Raw genomic sequence first — 18,822 nt, forward strand, 5'->3', positions numbered from 1 at the left:
TACTTTTTATAGGTTGCTGGAGAGAAAATCAAGCGGTACCGATAGGCCCTTGCTCACGTTTTCACCACTCGCAGCCCGTGTGCCTGCTCCTCGGCTGGCTGCTCGATACCGGCCTGCTCCAGGATCCAAGCCTCAATCTTTACGTGCCACATACGCAGCAGGTCGATTGGCCGGCGGCGGTAGTGCTTCTCGGCCAGGGCGGACGGCTTGTGCCCCTGAATCTGGGCCACTACACCCACCGGGCATTCCACCCATTCGGCCAGGGTGCCGAAGGAGCGGCGCAGGTCGTGCAGGGTGAAGGGCGGCAGGCCGGCGGCCTCCATGGCGTTCTTGTGCGGCTTCAGGGGCTCCTGCAGGCGTCCCGACTCGGCCGAGGGGCTGGAGAACACCCATTCGTTCCGGCGCGGCAGGCCGGCCAGCAACGCGGCAACATAGGGCGTCAGAGGAATGGTCCGCTCCCCTTCCACCTTGTCCTTGATGGTGACGGTCCTCCACTGGAAATCCACGTCATCCCAGCGCATGCCGGTCAGCTCCTCGCGGCGCGCGCCGGTCAATAGGGCCGTCTGCAGGTAGGCGGCATGCACTGGATTGCGCAGGGCCCGCACGTGCTCGAACCACCGTGGAAGCTGCTCCCGCTGCAGGCTGTCGCCCTTGGCCTTGACCGCCCTCACGTGGTCTTTCACCTCGGAGGTGCGGCAGGCATCGGGACGGACGATCCCGGAATACTGGGGGCGCTCTGCGCACCAGTTCAGGAAGGCCCGGAGCAGGCGGAAGTTTTTCGCAGCTTCGGTCGCTCCGCGCGCGTTGTTCTCCTGCATCCAGTTGGCCAAGCGCTCCGAGGTCAGATCCTTCAGAGGCTCACGCAGCAGGGAATGCACCATGCCCGGCAGGGAAAACTCCCCCTGCCCTTTCTTGCGCCCCCGGGTGATCCGCTCGCCGCCGGGCTGGATGGCCTTCTCGTGGTCGCGCTTGTGGGAGTCCCCCCACTTGTGGGAGCGGGCAGCCACGTAGGCTGACCAGGCTTCGCCCACGGTCACGGCCTGGCGGCGTAGCTCCTCCTTCTCTACGTCAGCCGCAGCCTGACGGGCAGCCTCCTCGGCCTCGCGTGCCTCCACCTCCTTGCGCAACACTTCGCGCGGGTCTTTCCCTTCGTCGATCATCCGCTGGTAGCGGCGAGCCTCCTCGCGGGCGGCTTCGATAGTCCAGGCATCCACGCTGCCGATGGTGATGCGGATATCTCGGTAGCCGAGACCACTTTGGAAGATGAAGTTCTTCGAGCCAGAGGCACGGACACGGACCGCGAGTTGCGGCGCGTCCTCATCCCAGAGGAAGCCCTCTGACTTGGGTTTGAAGGCTGCGATGCGGGGAAGCGTAAGTCTTTGGCGGGGCATGGCGGCAACCCTGGGAAGGACTGGGGAAGGAATAAAATCGATTTTCGTCCATTCCTGTCTATGATGCAACCGAGGCTCCAACACCGGGAAAACCGGCCATCTACGCCACTTCCAAGGGGTTTTGTGGATTTTTGTCTATGCCTATCGAAGCCCAGTTTTTGCCGACTCATAATCGCTTGGTCGCGGGTTCAAGTCCTGCTGGGCCCACCAAAAGCACCAGGCACTCAGGCCAGCCTCACAAGGGCTGGCCTGAGTGCTTTGCAGATCGGCGTGTCGCAGCCCCTCTCCGGAGGCAACCCCGCCATCTTCAAAAATAAACCAGCAAGCCCACCGAGAATTCACGGACTCCGCCCAAGCCCTGCCACTCGGCACGCAGCGCCAGATCGCGCTTCAGTGTGAATTGCTGGGCCAATGCCCAGCGCGTCTCTTCCGAGCGCTCGCCCCACCGATAGGCTGTCCGGGTGACGCGCGCGGAGATCTTCCAGCCCGCACCCGGCTCGGCAATCAGACCGGCGCTGACACCCGGGCCGCTACGCCCCGGCCGACCGGCCACGTGTTCGGCCACCAGACCCGGAAGCGCGAACCACAGGCTGCGCCACGGCCAGCGGGTTTCGGTGCTGAAGCCCGCCCACGCGTCGGCCCTGAACGCCAGGCATTCGTTGCAGCCCGGCCGGGGGGAAGGCACCCATCCCGCATGGGCCCGCCAGGCAGGGCGCGGCAGCAGGGGATTGAAAGGAGGGAGCGATTCGATGGAGATCAGGGTCAGCGCATTCAGGCGCGTGCTTCCGGTTTCCGGCCGGTGCCGAACGGATGCACTGAGCAGTTCGATTCCAGCCTCGGGCGCATAACCCGCATCCGCCTCGAGCAGATCGTGAAAGCTCGCCCGTGCGTTGAACTCGATGAAACCCTGGCCGCCCCGCTGCCCCAGGGCAAGGCCTGCACGATGGGAGGCATGCCCAAGCTCCGGACGGCCGGCGAAGGGCGCGATCTCGAAGCGGGATGCAGGCTGACCGAGTGCACTGCGGGCAAAGAGCAGCCTGTGCACACCCTCATCAGTCGGCGCATCGGCCTCACCCTGCCCGGCCATCCCCCCGCGCTGACGCAGATCCAGCGCCAGATCGAGGATCGCGGCCTGCCTTTCGGAAGGGAGCGCCTGGAAGGCCTGCGCATTCACCTGCCCGACATCATCACGCAAGGCGCGAGCCTGCGCCCTTTCCGGGGCACTGAGCGCTGAATAGCGCCGCCGGATTGCACTGCCACGCGCAGGACGTGGCGTGACGGCGCCGACCAGCCCGGGCTCGCTGCTGAGCAGGCGCAGCACATCGGCCGGCGCCACCCACAGGACAAAGCGGCTGGACAAATCCCGCGATGGATCGGCCACTTCCAGCAAGGTCAGCAGCTGCCAGGCGCAATTCTCGGTAAAGAAGAAGTAGTCGAAGCGAACCCCGCGCAACTCCCACAGATGGGCAACAAGCCGCGCCATCTGATCCGCGTTGAAGTTCAACCGGTACTCCCAGATGTCACGATTCTCGATGTCGCTGTAATTGCGCACCAGGCGGTCGTAGGACTGCAGCTCGAAATAGCCACCGAAGCCTCCCGACACGCCCTTTATTCCGTACATCAGGCCCTTGCTGCCACGATCATCGGCCGCATAGCCGACGGCATAGGCCAGCAGAGGGGTACTGCCGGATTCGCCGCGCCGATCGAGGCGCAGCAAGGTATGGCCGAAAAGCGACGCGGGATTGTTCAGGTAGGCGGACGTAAAGACCAGCGTGGCCGCTTCCGCCTCCAGCTCCGCCTTCCAGCGCAAGTAGGCGGCACATGGCCGGGCCGGCAAACGCCCGGGGTCAAAATCGAGCGCCTGGCGCAGCCACTCGTAGCGCGCCACGAAGGCGCACTGGGCCGGCTGCGGATCGGCCCCCACGTGATCATCGGAAAAGAAGGCCGCCAGGGTCGCGGCCAGCTCACCAGCCGGATCGGCTTTGCCGCCCGGCGCCAGGAAGAAGCGCGGATCGTCCGCATCGCTCATCACCTCGCCGCCCGAACCGTTGCGGCGGTAATGCAGGAGGACGCGCCACTCCCGGTGATCGGCTAGACGAGACTCCGCCGCCCGGCGCTGCAGGTCGGCAAGATAGTCAAGATCGGCCCGCGCTCCCGACATCCAGAGCAGCAGACCGATGGCGAGCAACGCGCCGGCACGCACCGCCGCCGGCACCCGGGCAGGCTCAGTTCAGCGCAACACGCTCGGCAAAGCGCGGGTCAGCACGCATTTCGCGATCAAGCGCTGTCAGCATGTCGGCGGCGCGGGTCCGGGCGCTCGGAAAGAGCCGGGTGAAATTACCCTGCACGAAGGCAAAGAAGGCCGGGCGCTGGGCCGTCTCGATCTGCATCAGGCTGGCCAGCGAGGAAAGATACTCGCCCTGCCCGACACTGATGTCCCGCTTCAGGTGGTCCAGGTTGTTCTCGGTGAAACGGGCGATGCGCTGTTCGCGACTCATCAGGGAAGCGCTCTTGGAATCACCGCCACTACTGCTGCTGTGGCTGCTGGAACTCGGATCAATGACCGTGCATGCGGCGGCACTGAGAGCAAGGACGGAAAGGAGGGCGAGCTTGGACAAGGTCTTCATGGTCGTTCGAGCAGGGAGTTGATGGGCCGGCACAAAGTATCGCCGCCAACGCGAAATGGGTCAATTGACGGGCCGGTATTGGCGCACGCCCTGAAGCGGCAATGCTGGGGAGATACAATCGCTTGCCCAACCCAGGGCGCACAGCGCAGCAAGAGACCCATGAGAACGAACCTGCAAGTCCCCTTTGCCGAGAAGGACGAGGCCAAGCGCCTGGGCGCCCGCTGGGATGCCACAAAGCGCGTCTGGTATGTGCAGAACATGACCGATCCGGCCGTCTTCAAGCGCTGGCTGCCGGAACACGAAAGCCCCGCACCGGCGCGCGCCGGGGTCACGGCCCCCAAGCCTGCCAGCACGGCCTCGACCGTCAGAACAGGGTCGCGCTTCTTTGAGTTCCCCTGCGACTGCCTGCCCTGGATCGGCTGCGCCGCCTGCCGGCGGGAGGTGGAAGCCCGGGGCTGGCAAGGCCCAGCCTGAGAATGCCGCCTATGTCTATCGAATCCGGGTAAGCGCATCTGTCATTTTCGTCAGACTACTGTGAATTTTTCACTCAAGTCGGGTGAACAAGTGCCGTTTCTGCCGCCATGTCCTGAATAACGCGGCCCCCGCCCCCGGCTGCCCGGACAACAGCCAGGATGCGTGCGGACATCGCACGCATCTTCATCGGGAAGCCCTTTCAGGAAGAAGAAAAATGACCATCTCGCAACGCCTGTATCTCCTGGTCGGAACGGCGCTCATGAGTCTGCTCGTACTGACAGCCATCAACCACGTTCAGATGAACGACGTGTATGAAGAAACGAACTTCGGCAACATCAACGTAGTGCCCAGCATCGAAATCCTGAATAAGGTCATCACGGAGTTTGGCCGCCTGAGGGTGCGGGTCTATCGGCATGCGCTGGCCAACCCCGAAGACAAGGCCGAGATCGAAAAGACCATCATCGACAGCCAGACCCTGATCGACCGAGAGCTGAAGCGCTACGAAGGTTTCGTCAGCAACGCCGAGGACCAGCGCCTGCTCGACGAAGAGCGCAAGGCCGCCACACACCTCTACCAGCAGATCAGCGAAGCCCTGGTGATATCCCGGGCCAATCGCTTCGAGGACACCCGGGCGGCGCTCGCAAAGGTGGCCCCCCAATCCAACAAGTTCATCGAACACGTCGAAGCCCACATGAAATTCAACGAGGAACTGGGCAAGACCAGCGCAGAAAGCGCCGCCCGGGTCAAGGACAGGGCCACCTGGATTGGTGTCGGCATCCTCGTCACTGCCGCACTGATCATGCTGGGCTTGAGCTTCGCCACCACCCGCGCAATCAGCCAGCGCCTTACGGAAGCCAACCAGATCGCGGCCCGTATCGCATCCGGCGACCTGGCAACCCAGCCAGCCCGGAGCAGTACCAAGGACGAGATCGGCACCCTCCTCGCCTCCCTCGAAACCATGCGTACCGAACTCGCCAGAACCATCGGCGAAATCGTGAACAACTCCAACAACGTGGCGGTGTCCGCGGGCCAGTTGTCGAGCGCGGCCCAGCAGGTTTCCGTCAGCAGCGAGCAGCAGTCCAGTTCCACCTCAGCCGCCGCCGCCGCAGTTGAGGAACTCACCGTCAGCATTGACCACGTCGGCTCCAGTGCCGACGATGCCAGCGCCCGTGCCACCGAGGCCGGCAACCAGGCGGTGTCCAGCGGCAAGGGCGTGGACGCCGCGACGGAACGGATCAGCCGGGTTGCCGAGCAGGTGGAGACCACCGCCGGACAGATGCAGGTTCTCTCCGATCAAGTCCAGCAGATCGACAAGATCACCGTGGTCATCCGCGAAGTGGCCGACCAGACCAATCTGCTGGCCCTCAATGCCGCCATCGAAGCCGCCCGGGCCGGCGAACAGGGCCGCGGCTTTGCCGTGGTGGCCGACGAGGTGCGCAAGCTTGCCGAGCGCACCACCAGCTCGGTGCAGGAAATCAGCTCCGTGATCAGCGCGATCCAGCATGGCGCAGCCGGCGCGGTGAGCAGCATGCAGTCCAGCCGGGCGCTGGTGGGCGAAGTCGTTGTTGCGGCCAGCAAGGCCAGCGAATCGATGAGCGACATCCGCCAGTCTGCCGCCACCATGCAGAGCACCATCGACAGCATCTCCGACGCCCTGCGGGAGCAGCGCGGTGCCTCCACCGATCTCGCCCGCAACGTGGAAGCCATCGCCCAGATGTCGGAGGAAAACTCCGCCGCCATCAGCTCGGTGGCCAGCACCGCCCACCGCCTGCTCACCGTGGCCGACAGCCTGAAAGGCAGCGTTTCCCGCTTCCGGGTCTGAGTTGGCTGCAGCGATCTGCGACACTATGTCGCACCATTTTGGTGCGCCATCTTGCCGCAGATCAAACGCATCTATTTCAGCAAAGTCTAATGTGGCGCTCTCGAAAAAACGACGGAGCCCACTTCAATGCGTCATCCCGCGCCGCGCCGGCAGCGCCTTCTGCCCCTTGCCCTGCCCCTTGCGATCACCTGTGCCTTCCCGGCCCACGCAATAGACACCCTGCGCGAGGTCGTGGTCACGGCTCCGGCCATGGAAGCGCCGCTCACCGTCATCACCGACCCGCGCGCCCCGCGCCAGCCGGTTCCCGCCCACGATGGCGCCGACTACCTGAAGAACATTCCCGGCTTCTCGGTGATCCGCAAAGGCGGCACCGACGGCGACCCGGTGTTCCGCGGCATGGCCGCCTCGCGCCTGGGCATCCTGCTGGACGGCGAGATGATCCTGGGCGGCTGCGGCATGCGCATGGACCCACCCACCGCCTACGTCTTTCCCGAAGCCTTTGATCGCATCACCGTCTTGAAAGGCCCGCAGACGGTCAAGTACGGCCCGGGCAACAGCGCCGGGGTGGTGCTCTTCGAACGCACACCCAAGGTCCGCAAGGGCTTCTCGGCCTATGCCGAGGGCAGCCTGCTGGCCGGCAGCTTCGGGCGTAACGATCAGGTCATGGAAGCGGGCGTCGGCAATGAACGCTACTACGGCGAGATCACCGGCACCCACTCCCACAGCCAGGACTACAAGGACGGCTCCGGGCGGACAGTGCACTCCCGCTACGACCGCTGGAGCGTGAATGGCGCCGTCGGCCTGACCCCGGACGAGAACACCCGTCTCGAACTCAGCTTTGCCAAGAGCAACGGCCATGCGGCCTATGCCGACCGCAGCATGGATGGCACTGCCTTCGACAGGACCAACGTGGGTCTGAAGTTCGAGAAATCCCGCATCAGCCCACTGCTTGCCAAGCTCGAAGGGCAGATCTACCGCAACTATGTTGACCACGTGATGGACAACTACAGCCTGCGTACCGCCTCCGGCATGAAGATGGTCAGCAACCCCGACCGGGAGACCAAAGGCGGGCGCTTCGCCGCGACACTTGACCTGAGCCCCCGCAGCACCCTGGAAACCGGCATCGACTTCCAGACCAATGACCACACCCTGCGCAAGGCCAGCGGTGCCGCCGTGACGGGCTACGACACCCTGGCGCGCGCCCCCGACATGCGCTTCCGGACCTGGGGCATATTTGGCGAACTGACCCACGAACTCAACGCCGCCCATCGCCTGATCGGAGGTGCCCGCCTGGACTGGAGCGAGGCCGAAGACCAGCGCAGCGGCAAGAGCACCTCGGGACGCAGCGACAAGGACACCCTCAAGGCCGGCTTCCTGCGCTGGGAGAACGCCTTCACCCCCACCACGACCCTCTACGCCGGCCTCGGCCACAGCGAACGGGCCGCCGACTACTGGGAGCGCACCAAGGCACCCGCCGCCACGTCAACCATGATGACCGGCAGCGCCAGCACCTTCTTCCTGAAGCCTGAAAAGACCACCCAGCTCGACACCGGCGCGATCTACGCTGCCGGCCCCCTGCGCGCCTCGGCCTCCCTGTTCTACGCCAAGCACAAGGACTTCATCCAGATCCGCCAGATCAACGCCTTTGCCACCGACGCGCTCAATATCGACGCCACCACCTACGGACTCGAAGGCGACCTCAGCTATGCCCTGGGGAATTTCTGGAAAACCTGGGGTACCCTGGCCTGGGTGCATGGCGAGAACGACAGCAGTGGCAAGCCCCTGTCCCAGATCCCACCCCTGGAAGCTCGCCTCGGCGCCGGCTATGACGACAAGACCTGGAGCGCCGGCGCCCTGCTACGCATGGTGCAGGGCCAGAAGCGCTACGACACGGGCTACGGCAACATCGTCGGGCAGGACATCGGAGCCTCCGCCGGCTTTGCCATCGTCTCCCTGAACGCAGGTTACCGGCCCGCCAAGGGCTTCCTGGTCACTGCCGGGGTGGACAACCTGTTCGACCGGACCTACGCCGAGTTCATCAGCCGCAGCGGAGCCATGGTCGGGGGATTCACCCAGACCACCCGTGTGAACGAGCCCGGCCGGACCCTGTGGCTGAAAGCCAACATTGCACTGAACTGAAAGGGTGTAGAGAAATCGTGACGAGCGGTTCGATTTCGTAACACCCTCCGAGGCCGCCTCGCGCCGGAAGCACGACGCTCAAGCCAGCCCGAGCAAACGCAGCTTGCGATACAGCGTCGCCCGCGCCACACCCAGACTACGGGCAGTGGCCGAGACATTGCCACCGTTGCGGGCCATCGCGGCCCGCACGGCCTCAAGTTCGATATCCCGCAGACAGACATCGCCGCCCCTTGCCGTGGCCGAACGGCAGGCTGGCCCGGCCACCTCCATGAGCAATTCTTCGGGCAGATGCTGCAGACCGATCTCGACCTCGCCCTCGGCCAGGGTCAGCGCCAGGCGCAGCACATGGCCAAGCTGACGGATGTTCCCCGGCCAGCGATAAGACATCAGAACCCGGAGCGCCTCCGCTGACAGTACCGCCCCCCCCTGCCCACCGCGCTCCTGCGCCAGCAGTGCTTCAATCAGGGCCGCCCGATCCCCGCGCTCCCGCAGGGCCGGCAGGCACACACCCACACCCTTGATCCGGTAGTACAAGTCTTCACGAAAACGCCCCTCCGCCACCAGGGTATCCAGACGTCGATGGGTCGCGGCCACGATGCGGGCATCGAAGGGAATCAACCTGGCACCCGCCAGACGCGTGAAACAACGCTCCTGCAGGACGCGCAGCAAGCGCCCCTGCAGATCCAGCGGCATGTCCCCGATCTCGTCAAGAAACAGCGTCCCCCCGCGCGCCATCTCGAACTTGCCCTGGGCACCACCACGCCGGGCACCGGTAAAGGCGCCGTCTTCATAGCCGAAGAACTCCGACTCGATCAATCCGGCCGGCAGGGATGAACAGTTGATGGCCACAAACGGGCCTCCCGCGCGGCTGCTGTCCGCATGCAGGCGGCGGGCCAGCACTTCCTTGCCGGTGCCGGTTTCACCGTTGATGAGCACCGGAATGTCCCGCTCGAAGGCTCGTCGGGCCACATGCAGCACATGCCCGGCAACCGGATCCAGCACCCCGTCGCCCGGATCGGCCGTCACGCTGCCACCGGCAGGCACCGCCGGACTCGCGAGGGCGTGGATCCGCTGCACGCCCTCCCTCAGCCTGGCCAGCACCGAACCTGCCCGTGCCGCCTGGAAGCGCGCCTCAAAGCGCAGGCCACCGTCGCTGTGCACAACCGCGCTCTCCAGCCGGCCCGCCAAGGCCCGCCGGAACATGTCAGGGGGGCAATCGAAAAGCTGCTCGAAGCCGCCTCCTTTTTCGTCGCCACACCCCAACCCAAGGAGTTGACGGGCCGTCTGGTTCGCGCCCAGCAGCCCCCCTTCCTCATCAAACACCACCAATCCTTCGAAGGGGGTTCCGAGCAAATCACGCCGGTAATGAAAACCGAGGGTCAAGGCGCCGCTCATTTCCGCCAGCAGGCCTTGCTCAATCGCGCGGGCCGCCGTGCCAAGCACTTCGAGCAACGCCAGCGGTTCGCCATCGTTCATCCGTGTCGCGTCCAGCACCCCGGCCAGACGTCCGGACGGATCGAAGAGGGGCACTGCGGCACAGGAAAAGGGCTGAACCTCGTCCAGAAAATGCTCCGCCGCCCGAACCACCACCGGCCGCGCCTCAGCCAGGGCGCTGCCGGGGCCATTGGTTCCCACCGCCGCTTCACTGAGGTTGCGCCCCACCTGAAAAATGCTGTTCAGCACGCGAAACTCGGCGCTGCTTCCGCACACCGCGCTCACCACGATGCCCTGCGTGTCAATGCACGCGAGCGCCCAGCCCCCCTGCCCGAGCGACTGGTGGAGCCGCTCCATTTCCGGCAGGGCACAGGTGATCAGGGAGCGACTCCGCTCCTCGACCAGGGACTTCTCGTGCCGCGCGATGGGATTGAAGACCCGCCGGTCCGCCGTGGCCAGCCCCAACTCCCGGGATCGCTCCCAGGAACGGATCACACCTTCCGGCACCAGCCCGACGGGCCGCTTCCCCTCCTCGAAGAAGTGCCTCCGCGCCAATTGAACCCGCTTTCCGAATGCCATTACAGATTCACCCATCTTGCAGCCTCCTCCATTCGGCCAATAACAAGCCAGTTTTCTTCAAGGGCTGGCTCGTTTCAATACAGCCTCGTCCCGGCCAATCGCCAAAGATTCTGAAACAAGAAAACAAACCCATGATTTTTATGTGTTTTTTATAAGCGCCGAATACCTGCTGGCAGGCACACCGACTGCTATGGACTTATTACCCTGATCGGAAGACGAATTTCCCGACAGAAGGGCGTACCACATTAAATACGTTCAACGACTCAAGTCAATGAGGAGACAAGATGACAAGAAAACCTGAAAGGGGCTGTACCGGGACGTTCGCCCTGGAACAGGCGCGAGGCAGACTGCTGGCAACCGCATTGCTGTCCGGCATGCTCATGGCCGGCATCGCCCTGGCCGACCCCGGCGCCAAAGGATCCCGGGAACATGTCGCGGAAGTCACCGGGAAGGTGGACACCCACGCCATCCGGGCCAATGCAGCCCGCGGCGAGAACTGGCCCGCCTATGGCCTCGACCATGCCGAGACCCGCCACAGCCCCCTCTCCGAGATCACCGCTGACACCGTCGGGCGACTAGGGCTGGTGTGGTCCTACAACCTGGAATCCACCCGCGGCGTCGAAGCCACCCCCCTGGTGGTGGACGGCATCATGTACGTGACCGCCTCATGGAGCGTGGTGCATGCCGTGGACGTCCGTACCGGCAAGCGGCTGTGGTCTTACGACCCCAAGGTGCCCCGGGAAATGGCCTTCAAGGGCTGCTGTGACGTCGTGAACCGTGGCGTCGCCCTGTATAAGGGCAAGGTCTTCGTGGGCACCTTCGACGGCCGCCTGGTGGCCCTTGACGCAGCCACGGGCAAGCCCGTCTGGGAGAAGGACACCATCGAGGACCGCAGCCATTCTTACACCGTCACCGGGGCACCGCGGGTCATCAAGGGCAAGGTGATCATCGGCAACGGCGGCGCCGAATACGGCGTGCGCGGCTACATCACCGCCTACGATGCCGAAAGCGGCGATCAGAAATGGCGCTGGTACACGGTCCCCGGCGATCCCGCCAAACCCTTTGAAGACGCCTCAATGGCCAAGGCCGCCAAGACCTGGGACCCGGCCGGCAAATGGTGGATCAACGGTGGCGGCGGGACCGTGTGGAACGCCATGGCCTACGACCCCGAACTCAACCTGATGTATGTGGGCACCGGCAACGGCTCCCCCTGGAACCACCGCAAGCGCAGCCCGGGCGGAGGCGACAACCTCTATCTGGCCTCCGTGGTGGCCCTCAACCCGGACACCGGAAAATATGTCTGGCACTACCAGGAGACGCCCGGCGACAACTGGGACTACACCTCGGTGCAGGACATCATCCTCACCGACCTCCAGATCGAGGGGAAGAAGCGCAAGGTGCTCCTGCATGCCCCGAAAAACGGCTTCTTCTTCGTGATCGACCGGGTAAATGGCAAGTTCATCTCCGCCAAACCCTTCACCGAAGTGAACTGGGCGACGGGCTATGACAAGAAGGGGCGCCCCATCGAAACCCCGGGCGCCCGCTCGCGGGAGGCTTTTGACAGCATACCCGGGCCCTTTGGCGGCCATAACTGGCATGCCATGTCCTTCAATCCGAAGACCGGCCTGGCCTACTTTCCGGTTCAGAACGTCCCCCTCAATCTGGCCGAGGACGCCACCTGGAGCCACAACGCCAGCCTCCCCGGCCAGCCCCAGTCCGGCACAGGATGGAACACCGGCATGCTGATCAACAGCCAGCCCCCCAAGAGCAAGGCCTTCGGTCGCCTGATCGCCTGGGATCCTGTCAAGCAGAGGGAAGTATGGCGCCAGGAATATGCCTCCCCCTGGAACGGGGGCACCCTCACCACGGCGGGCAACCTGGTCTTTGCCGGCACTGCCGACGGGCGCTTCGCCGCCTATCGGGCCGACACGGGCGAAAAACGCTGGGAGGCCCCCATCGGCACCGGCATCATCGCCCCGCCGGTCACCTACCAGGTGGACGGACGCCAATATGTCTCCATTGCGGTGGGCTGGGGTGGCGTGTTCGGCCTGATGCAACGCGCCACCGACAAGCAGGATCACGGCCGGGTTTACACCTTTGCCCTGGACGGCACCGCCCCCCTGCCTGAAGCACGGCCCTACGCCCTCGGCGAGCTGATTTCGGGCGTGAAGTACAACCCTGCCCACATCCCGGAAGGCACCAAGCTCTATGTGAGCCATTGCGTCTTCTGCCACGGCGTCCCCGGGGTGGACAAGGGCGGCAACATTCCCAACCTCGGCTATGTCCCGTCCCGGGATATCGAGAACCTGTCGGACTTTGTCTTCAAGGGCCCTTACCTCAAGAAAGGCATGCCCGACTTCACCGGCAAGCTCAGTCTTGATGACGTGGAGAAGATCAAGGCCTTCATCCAGGGTACCGCAGACGCCGTCCGGCCGAAAAAGTAAGCCCGCCTCCCTCTTGCCGCAGCCATCCGTCCCCTCCCCCCTCCAAGGAGCGCTGCGGCCTTTTTATTCAGCACCACGCGTTTATTCAATAAGCACCATACGGAGACAAGACCATGACGATGCCTCAATCCTCCTTCGGGCGCCCCCGCGCATGCCTGCGCCGTGCAGCCCTGACCCTCACCGGACTGATGGCCGCCGCCGCTGCCCATGCCGACGTGCGCCCCGACCCGGGCGACTACACCGGCCTCCCCGCGGGGACCAATCTGCTCCTCGCCTACGCCCAGTTTCCCCGCGCCGACAAGGTTTACGCCAACGGCAACAAGGTGGTGGACAACCTCGACCTGTCGATCAACGCCGGCATCCTGCGTTACGTGCATTTCATGAAATTGGGCGACTACATCATCGACCCCCAGATCATCCTGCCCTTCGGCAGCCAGAAGATCGGCCTGTCGGACAGCAAGACCAGCGGCATCGGCGACCTGATCTTCGGTGGCACCCTGTGGACCATCGCCGATCTGGCTCGCGGCGAGCATCTGGGCTGGTCGGTGTTCTTCACCGCACCCACCGGCGGCGACAAGAACCAGGGCTTCGCCCTCAGCAACAACCGCTGGGCCACCGACCTTCAGGTCGGCTACATCCGCAAGCTGAGCAACAACTGGACCATCGATCTGATCGGCGAAACCGAGTTCTACCAGGACCAACGGGACACCAAGTCGCAAAAAGACCCGCTGCTGCAAGCCCACGGCCACCTGCGCTACCACCTGAGTGACGCCACCTACCTGGCCGCCACCTATCGCCATGCCTGGGGCGCCAAGGAGACCCTCAACGGTGCGGAGATTGCCGGCGCCAAAAACAACGGCACAGCCATGCTGACCTGGGCCTCCTTCGTGGACAAGCAGTGGCAGGTACAACTGCAGTATGTGCGTGACCTGAAGGTCGAGGAAGGCCCCAAGGTCAGCGGCCTGCAAGCCCGCCTGCTCTACGTTTACTAAAACCATCAGCCCCTGCTCCCCCGCCCGCCCGGGGGAGCAGGCACCCGGCCCTAGCCCAGAAGCGCCACCGACTTGATCTGGGCCACCACCGACATCCCCTCGACCAGTCCGAGCTGGTCCCGGGAGAGGCGCGTGATGCGCGCCAGCAAGGGGGCGCCTCCCACCTCCAGGCGCACGAGGCACTGGGCCGGATGGGCTGCGTCACCAAAGCCCAGGATTCGCGCCGGCAGACGGTTGACGATACTGGAGCGGTTGTCGCCGGCAAGGGCGATGCTGACGTCCCGGGCCTGGATCTTGATATGCGCCTTGGCCCCGACGGCAAGCGGCTTGCGGGTCACCTGGATATGACCGCCCGCGAAGCCCAGGCAGGTCAGGTGGTAGGCGTCGTCGTGGGACAGCACCGTGGCATCGATGCGCACTGCGGCATCCTCATCGAGGGCCAGGGGGAGATCAAGCCGGGTCAGCAGATCGCGGGTTGGGCCGCAGGCCAGCACCCGGCCCTGCTCCAGCAACACAAGGTGATCAGCCAGGCGGGCCACCTCATCCGGCGAGTGGCTCACATAGAGAACAGGAATCGCCAGTTCGTCGTGCAGGCGCTCCAGGTAAGGCAGGATCTCCTGCTTGCGCTTCGCGTCGAGGGCCGCCAGGGGCTCGTCCATCAACAACAGACGCGGGCTGGTGAGCAGGGCGCGGGCGATCGCCACCCGCTGACGCTCGCCACCGGACAGGCTCTCCGTGCCCCGTTCCAGCAAATGGCCGATGCCGAGCAGCGCCAGCGCCGCATCCCAGCCCACCTTGCGCTCCGCCGCGGGGATGCGCTTCAGGCCGAACTCCAGGTTGGCCCGCACCGACAGGTGGGCAAACAGACTGGCCTCCTGGAAGACATAGCCAAGGGCACGCTGGTGGGTCGGTAGAAATATCCGGCGGGCATCGTCCTGCCAGCATTCGCCATTGATCTGCACCCGCCCCGCGGCCCGGGCCAGCCCGGCAACACAGCGCAGCAGGGTGGTCTTGCCGGAGCCGGACGGACCGAACAGCGCGGTCACGCCGCGCCCGGGCAAGGTCAGATCGGTATCCAGCACGAAATCCGCCAGGGGCAAACGGCAGGCGACACACAGACCGCTCATCGGCCGGCTCCCAGAGTGCTTCGAGCCCCGCCCACGGTATACAGCGCCAGCAGTACCAGGAAGGAAAAACCCAGCAGCAGCGCCGCCAGACCATGGGCCTGACCATACTCCATGGCTTCCACATGGTTGTAGATCTGCATGGAGATTACCCGGGTCTTATCCGGGATGTTTCCGCCGATCATCAGCACCACACCAAACTCGCCTACGGTATGGGCAAAGCCCAGGATGGCAGCGGTAACGAAGCCTGGCCGCGCGAGGGGCAGCGCCACGGTAAAGAAGGCCCGCAGCGGCGAGGCACGCAGGGTTGCAGCCACTTCCAGGGGCCTGTCACCCATGGCCATGAAAGCGTTCTGAACCGGTTGCACCACGAAGGGCAGCGAATACAGGATGGAGGCCACCACCAGGCCCGGGAAGGTGAAGGGCAGGCGGCCCAGCCCGATGGCTTCGGTAAGCCGCCCCACCACCCCTTCCGGCCCCATCATGACCAAGAGGTAAAAGCCCAACACGGTAGGCGGCAGCACGATGGGCAGGGATACGATGGCCCCCACCACACCACGTAGCCTGGACTGGCTGCGCGCCAGCCACCACGCAATAGGCGTGCCGATGATCAACAGCAGCACCGTGACGATGCTGGCCAGCTCCAGGGTCAGGCGGATCGCCGACCAGTCATCCGCGCTCAGGTGCATGGTTCAGAGATCGTAGCCGTAGGATTTGATGATGTCGGCCGCGATCTTCGACTTGAGAAAACCGGCCAGCGCGTCCACCGCCGCATTGCCCTTGCCCTTGGCCAGCACCACGGCGTCCTGGCGGAGCGGGCTGTAGTACTTCGCCGGTACCAGCCAGTGGGAGCCCTCGATCAGCTTGCCATCCTTATGGATCTGGGAAAAGGCGATGAAGCCCAGCTCGGCACTGCCGGAGGTCACGAACTGCTGGGCCTGGGAGATGCTCTCGCCCATGACGATCCTCGGCTGCAGGCTGTCGGCGAGCCCCAGCGCCTTCAGGGTTTCGGTGGCGGCCAGGCCGTAGGGTGCCAGCTTGGGATTGGCGATGGAAAGGTGCTCGAACTTGCCGCCCTTGAGCACTTCACCCTTGTCGTCCACGAAGCCCGGCTTTGGCGACCACAGGACCAGCTTGCCGATGGCGTAGGTGAACTGGGTGCCCGCCACCCCGTCACCTTCCTTTACCAGCCGGGTCGGGGTTTCATCGTCGGCGGCGAGCAGCAACTGAAAGGGGGCTCCCGACTTGATCTGTGCGTAGAACTTGCCGGTCGAGCCAAACACCAGCTGAGCCTTGTGGCCGGTGCGCTTCTCAAACTCGGCGGCGATCTTTTGCATGGGCGCGGTGAAATTGGCGGCCACCGCCACCGAGATCTCCTCGGCGCGGGCACTCAGGGCTGCGCTGGCAAGCAGGGCAAACAGGGCAACACGACGAAAGACAGGCTTCATGGTCTGGCTCCAGAAGAGTGGGAACAAGGATCAGTCAAAGACGGCGAGGATCACGGAGGTGGCCTGGAACACGGCGCAGGCCATACTGCCCACATGGAGATCCAGGTTGCCGATACTGTCGTGGGTCACCACCGAGGTGATATTGCGGCCGCTGGGCAGGGTGATCGTGACTTCGGAGCTCACCGGCCCCTCGTGGATGGCGGTGACCTCGCCCCACAGGTGATTGCGGGCGGTGGTGCGGGTGTCGCGGTCGGTGATGATCAGCACCGAAGGCGCCTTGACGAAGGCATGCACCTCGCGGCCAATACCCAGTTCCAGATTCTCGGCGCTGGCCCGGGTGATCACCGCCACCACCTCGTTCGCATCATCCAGGCGCACGCGAACCTCGAAACTGACCTCGCCCTCGCGCAGGCCGGACACGGTGCCGACGAACTGATTGCGCGCACTGGTACGCATGGCCATACGGCGCAGCAGGGTCTGGAACTGGCGCACATTGGTCTCGCCCCCGTCACCGAGGCGTGACGACAGGCGGTCGATGGCCTGCTGGTATTCCTGCTCCACCGCCCGATACATGGCGATCACCCGGCGGCCGTAATCGGTAAGGCTGGTGCCCCCCCCGTGCTTGCCACCCACCGAGCGTTCGACCAAAGGCGCCTCCGCCAGGTTGTTCATCGCATCCACGGCATCCCACGCCGCCTTGTAGGACAGGGGAACGGCCTTCGCCGCCTGGGAGATGGAGCCATATCGGTCGATGGCCTCAAGCAGGCGAATCCGGGTGTCGCCCAGGAAAGTGCCGAACTCGGTATCGACTGTCAGCTTTCCGACAAGCTTGTGCTGAACGGGACGTCGGGTAGTCATCAATTGTCCTATATAGAGCCATACACAACGGTACGTACTGTACTTCAGCAAATAGCGGGCCACAAATGCTGCGCTGCGCTATGGTTGCGGATAGCGACCACCCCTACGTAGAGTTCATGCAGCCCCCAATCGAACCAGGAGAGTCAAAATGAAAATCAGTGCCCGAAACGCCTTCGACGGCAGCGTCCAATCCGTCAAACCCGGTGCGATCAATTCCGAAGTAAACATCGCCCTTCCGGGCGGCCTCCAGATCGTGGCCACGGTCACCAACGACAGCGTTGCGGAACTCGGGCTGGTCGCCGGCAAGGCCGTCAAGGCTCTGGTGAAAGCCTCGTCGGTACTGGTTCTGACCGATGGAGCGGGGGTCAAGCTGTCGGCCCGCAACCGCCTCGAAGGCACGGTGACGTCCCTCACCGAAGGCCCGGTCAGCACCGAGGTGGCGATCGGTCTCCCCAATGGCCTGACGGTGTACGCCACCATCACCCGCGACGGCGCCACGGCCCTCGGCCTGACGGTCGGCGTCCCCGCTGCTGCGGTGTTCAAGGCCCCATCGGTGATCATCGGCGTCGCTGCCTGAGCACTGGCAACGACGGCCATCCGTCATGCCCGCCTCACCGGGCTGGCACACAACGGGGAGGCATCACGAAGCCAGCCTCGTCGATCTATATGCACACCTATATAGCGAATTTCACCGACTCAGCGCATACGGCGCGCCAGTCGGCGGATTCACGGACTTTCCACAAAGGTGGGCAGAGCGTTCCGCTAGGCTCACCCATGCCCTCGAAATGCAGCCGGGCACGGGGCTTCTTCTCCCTGAGCCCGTACATGCCCCGCTAGCCCCCCCAGGCCGGGTGCGCATTCCCCACTGCAGGCAAATTAGTCAACACATTCGCCGCCAACCCCGTACAATCCGGGCACCGTGCGCCTGCCAATCAGCGTACCGGCACCCTCTTTCATCAGTTTCGACCGATCCCAGCGATCCCGAAATCTCGTTGCGCCCGCCCCGATTGGTGCCGCTCCCCGTGAGCGTTCAGGCCGTCGCAGGAGCACACATACCCATGACTCAAGCCCAATCCGGCGCCCAGGCGCCGGTTGCGATCACGTTTGCCGATCTCGCCCTCTGCGAGCCCATCCAGCGCGCCATTGCCGACACCGGCTACACCGTGCCAACGCCCATCCAGGCCCAGGCCATTCCCCAGGTACTCGCCGGTGGCGACCTGATGGCAGCCGCCCAGACCGGCACCGGCAAGACCGCCGGCTTCACGCTGCCGATCCTGCACATCCTCTCCGAGGAACACGCCCACAACATCAAGCCGGGTCGCCCCCGCTGCCTGATCCTGACCCCGACCCGCGAACTCGCGGCCCAGGTCGAGGTCAGGGGTCTGGATATTTTCCGGCCCGACACGATGGAAACGGACTCCATCGAGGCCGAGAACTTGCCGTGCTGGATGCTGGACACCAATTACAACGGCATGGTGTTTTGTGCGTCT

The 18,822-nt window shown here is 64.6% G+C and carries 15 protein-coding genes; 7 read left to right on the forward strand and 8 right to left on the reverse strand.

Going from position 1 to position 18,822, the window contains the following annotated elements; translation table 11 throughout:
- Positions 1 to 53: 53 nt before the first annotated feature.
- From J0L98_RS11305 to J0L98_RS11315, 3 genes are all read right to left on the reverse strand, one after another.
- Positions 54 to 1,391: a site-specific integrase gene (locus J0L98_RS11305; protein WP_296411895.1), complete on the reverse strand. Its 1,338-nt coding sequence runs from the start codon at positions 1,389 to 1,391 to the stop codon at positions 54 to 56.
- Between the two features lie 307 nt (positions 1,392 to 1,698).
- Positions 1,699 to 3,579: a DUF4105 domain-containing protein gene (locus tag J0L98_RS11310; RefSeq protein ID WP_296411896.1), complete on the reverse strand. Its 1,881-nt coding sequence runs from the start codon at positions 3,577 to 3,579 to the stop codon at positions 1,699 to 1,701.
- A gap of 37 nt (positions 3,580 to 3,616) precedes the next feature.
- The gene (locus J0L98_RS11315; protein WP_296411897.1) at positions 3,617 to 4,018 is read right to left on the reverse strand and encodes a DUF3015 family protein; all 402 of its coding nucleotides are present in this window, start codon (positions 4,016 to 4,018) and stop codon (positions 3,617 to 3,619) included.
- 159 nt (positions 4,019 to 4,177) lie between these two features.
- On the opposite strand from J0L98_RS11315, the gene J0L98_RS11320 reads away from it, so the two are divergent.
- The 3 genes from J0L98_RS11320 to J0L98_RS11330 all read left to right on the forward strand — a co-directional run bounded on the left by J0L98_RS11320 (position 4,178) and on the right by J0L98_RS11330 (position 8,453).
- Positions 4,178 to 4,492, forward strand: coding sequence for a DUF5710 domain-containing protein (locus J0L98_RS11320; RefSeq protein WP_296411898.1), 315 nt, complete (start codon positions 4,178 to 4,180; stop codon positions 4,490 to 4,492).
- A gap of 214 nt (positions 4,493 to 4,706) precedes the next feature.
- Positions 4,707 to 6,314 carry a methyl-accepting chemotaxis protein gene (locus J0L98_RS11325; RefSeq protein ID WP_296411899.1) on the forward strand — a complete coding sequence of 536 codons (1,608 nt, stop codon included), beginning with the start codon at positions 4,707 to 4,709 and terminating at the stop codon, positions 6,312 to 6,314.
- Between the two features lie 126 nt (positions 6,315 to 6,440).
- Complete coding sequence (locus J0L98_RS11330; protein WP_296411900.1) at positions 6,441 to 8,453, forward strand: TonB-dependent copper receptor; 2,013 nt, start codon at positions 6,441 to 6,443, stop codon at positions 8,451 to 8,453.
- Positions 8,454 to 8,531: 78 nt separating this feature from the next.
- On the opposite strand, the gene J0L98_RS11335 is transcribed toward J0L98_RS11330, so the two are convergent.
- Complete coding sequence (locus J0L98_RS11335; RefSeq protein ID WP_296411901.1) at positions 8,532 to 10,481, reverse strand: sigma-54-dependent Fis family transcriptional regulator; 1,950 nt, start codon at positions 10,479 to 10,481, stop codon at positions 8,532 to 8,534.
- A 269-nt stretch (positions 10,482 to 10,750) separates the two neighbouring features.
- On the opposite strand from J0L98_RS11335, the gene J0L98_RS11340 reads away from it, so the two are divergent.
- Complete coding sequence (locus tag J0L98_RS11340) at positions 10,751 to 12,910, forward strand: PQQ-dependent dehydrogenase, methanol/ethanol family (protein ID WP_296411902.1); 2,160 nt, start codon at positions 10,751 to 10,753, stop codon at positions 12,908 to 12,910.
- Positions 12,911 to 13,023: 113 nt separating this feature from the next.
- Positions 13,024 to 13,902, forward strand: coding sequence for a transporter (locus J0L98_RS11345; protein WP_296411903.1), 879 nt, complete (start codon positions 13,024 to 13,026; stop codon positions 13,900 to 13,902).
- Between the two features lie 50 nt (positions 13,903 to 13,952).
- On the opposite strand, the gene modC is transcribed toward J0L98_RS11345, so the two are convergent.
- Genes modC through J0L98_RS11365 form a run of 4 tightly spaced genes read right to left on the reverse strand, consistent with a single transcriptional unit; the run spans position 13,953 to position 17,332 of the window.
- Positions 13,953 to 15,029, reverse strand: a complete 1,077-nt coding sequence (gene modC, locus J0L98_RS11350) for a molybdenum ABC transporter ATP-binding protein (RefSeq protein ID WP_296411904.1) — start codon at positions 15,027 to 15,029, stop codon at positions 13,953 to 13,955.
- On the reverse strand, positions 15,026 to 15,715 hold the full coding sequence (modB, locus tag J0L98_RS11355; RefSeq protein WP_296411905.1) for a molybdate ABC transporter permease subunit: 690 nt from the start codon (positions 15,713 to 15,715) through the stop codon (positions 15,026 to 15,028). The genes modC and modB overlap by 4 nt, the downstream gene beginning before the upstream one ends.
- Positions 15,716 to 15,718: 3 nt before the next feature.
- Entirely contained in the window at positions 15,719 to 16,474 is a 756-nt protein-coding gene (gene modA / locus J0L98_RS11360; RefSeq protein WP_296411906.1) for a molybdate ABC transporter substrate-binding protein, read from the reverse strand.
- A gap of 30 nt (positions 16,475 to 16,504) precedes the next feature.
- Positions 16,505 to 17,332 (reverse strand): TOBE domain-containing protein, encoded by an 828-nt coding sequence (locus J0L98_RS11365; RefSeq protein ID WP_296411907.1) that lies wholly within the window; start codon positions 17,330 to 17,332, stop codon positions 16,505 to 16,507.
- 148 nt (positions 17,333 to 17,480) lie between these two features.
- Between J0L98_RS11365 and J0L98_RS11370 the strand changes: the two genes are divergently transcribed.
- Both J0L98_RS11370 and J0L98_RS11375 read left to right on the forward strand, forming a co-directional pair.
- The gene (locus J0L98_RS11370; protein WP_296411908.1) at positions 17,481 to 17,909 is read left to right on the forward strand and encodes a TOBE domain-containing protein; all 429 of its coding nucleotides are present in this window, start codon (positions 17,481 to 17,483) and stop codon (positions 17,907 to 17,909) included.
- A gap of 481 nt (positions 17,910 to 18,390) precedes the next feature.
- Positions 18,391 to 18,822, forward strand: a 432-nt coding sequence (locus J0L98_RS11375) for a DEAD/DEAH box helicase (protein ID WP_296411909.1), incomplete at its 3' end; no start/stop codon positions are given.

The sequence above is a fragment of the Zoogloea sp. genome, assembly GCF_017302315.1.
Classification (GTDB): Bacteria; Pseudomonadota; Gammaproteobacteria; order Burkholderiales; family Rhodocyclaceae; genus Zoogloea.

What these genes read in the sequence shown, in the direction of transcription:
- modC (WP_296411904.1), bottom strand. Translation starts at nt 15,029, where the DNA reads ATGAGCGGTCTGTGTGTCGCCTGCCGTTTGCCCCTGGCGGATTTCGTG.
- J0L98_RS11305 (WP_296411895.1), bottom strand. Translation starts at nt 1,391, where the DNA reads ATGCCCCGCCAAAGACTTACGCTTCCCCGCATCGCAGCCTTCAAACCC.
- J0L98_RS11320 (WP_296411898.1), top strand. Translation starts at nt 4,178, where the DNA reads ATGAGAACGAACCTGCAAGTCCCCTTTGCCGAGAAGGACGAGGCCAAG.
- J0L98_RS11365 (WP_296411907.1), bottom strand. Translation starts at nt 17,332, where the DNA reads ATGACTACCCGACGTCCCGTTCAGCACAAGCTTGTCGGAAAGCTGACA.
- J0L98_RS11370 (WP_296411908.1), top strand. Translation starts at nt 17,481, where the DNA reads ATGAAAATCAGTGCCCGAAACGCCTTCGACGGCAGCGTCCAATCCGTC.
- J0L98_RS11345 (WP_296411903.1), top strand. Translation starts at nt 13,024, where the DNA reads ATGACGATGCCTCAATCCTCCTTCGGGCGCCCCCGCGCATGCCTGCGC.
- modA (WP_296411906.1), bottom strand. Translation starts at nt 16,474, where the DNA reads ATGAAGCCTGTCTTTCGTCGTGTTGCCCTGTTTGCCCTGCTTGCCAGC.
- J0L98_RS11325 (WP_296411899.1), top strand. Translation starts at nt 4,707, where the DNA reads ATGACCATCTCGCAACGCCTGTATCTCCTGGTCGGAACGGCGCTCATG.
- J0L98_RS11340 (WP_296411902.1), top strand. Translation starts at nt 10,751, where the DNA reads ATGACAAGAAAACCTGAAAGGGGCTGTACCGGGACGTTCGCCCTGGAA.
- J0L98_RS11315 (WP_296411897.1), bottom strand. Translation starts at nt 4,018, where the DNA reads ATGAAGACCTTGTCCAAGCTCGCCCTCCTTTCCGTCCTTGCTCTCAGT.
- J0L98_RS11335 (WP_296411901.1), bottom strand. Translation starts at nt 10,481, where the DNA reads ATGGGTGAATCTGTAATGGCATTCGGAAAGCGGGTTCAATTGGCGCGG.
- J0L98_RS11330 (WP_296411900.1), top strand. Translation starts at nt 6,441, where the DNA reads ATGCGTCATCCCGCGCCGCGCCGGCAGCGCCTTCTGCCCCTTGCCCTG.
- modB (WP_296411905.1), bottom strand. Translation starts at nt 15,715, where the DNA reads ATGCACCTGAGCGCGGATGACTGGTCGGCGATCCGCCTGACCCTGGAG.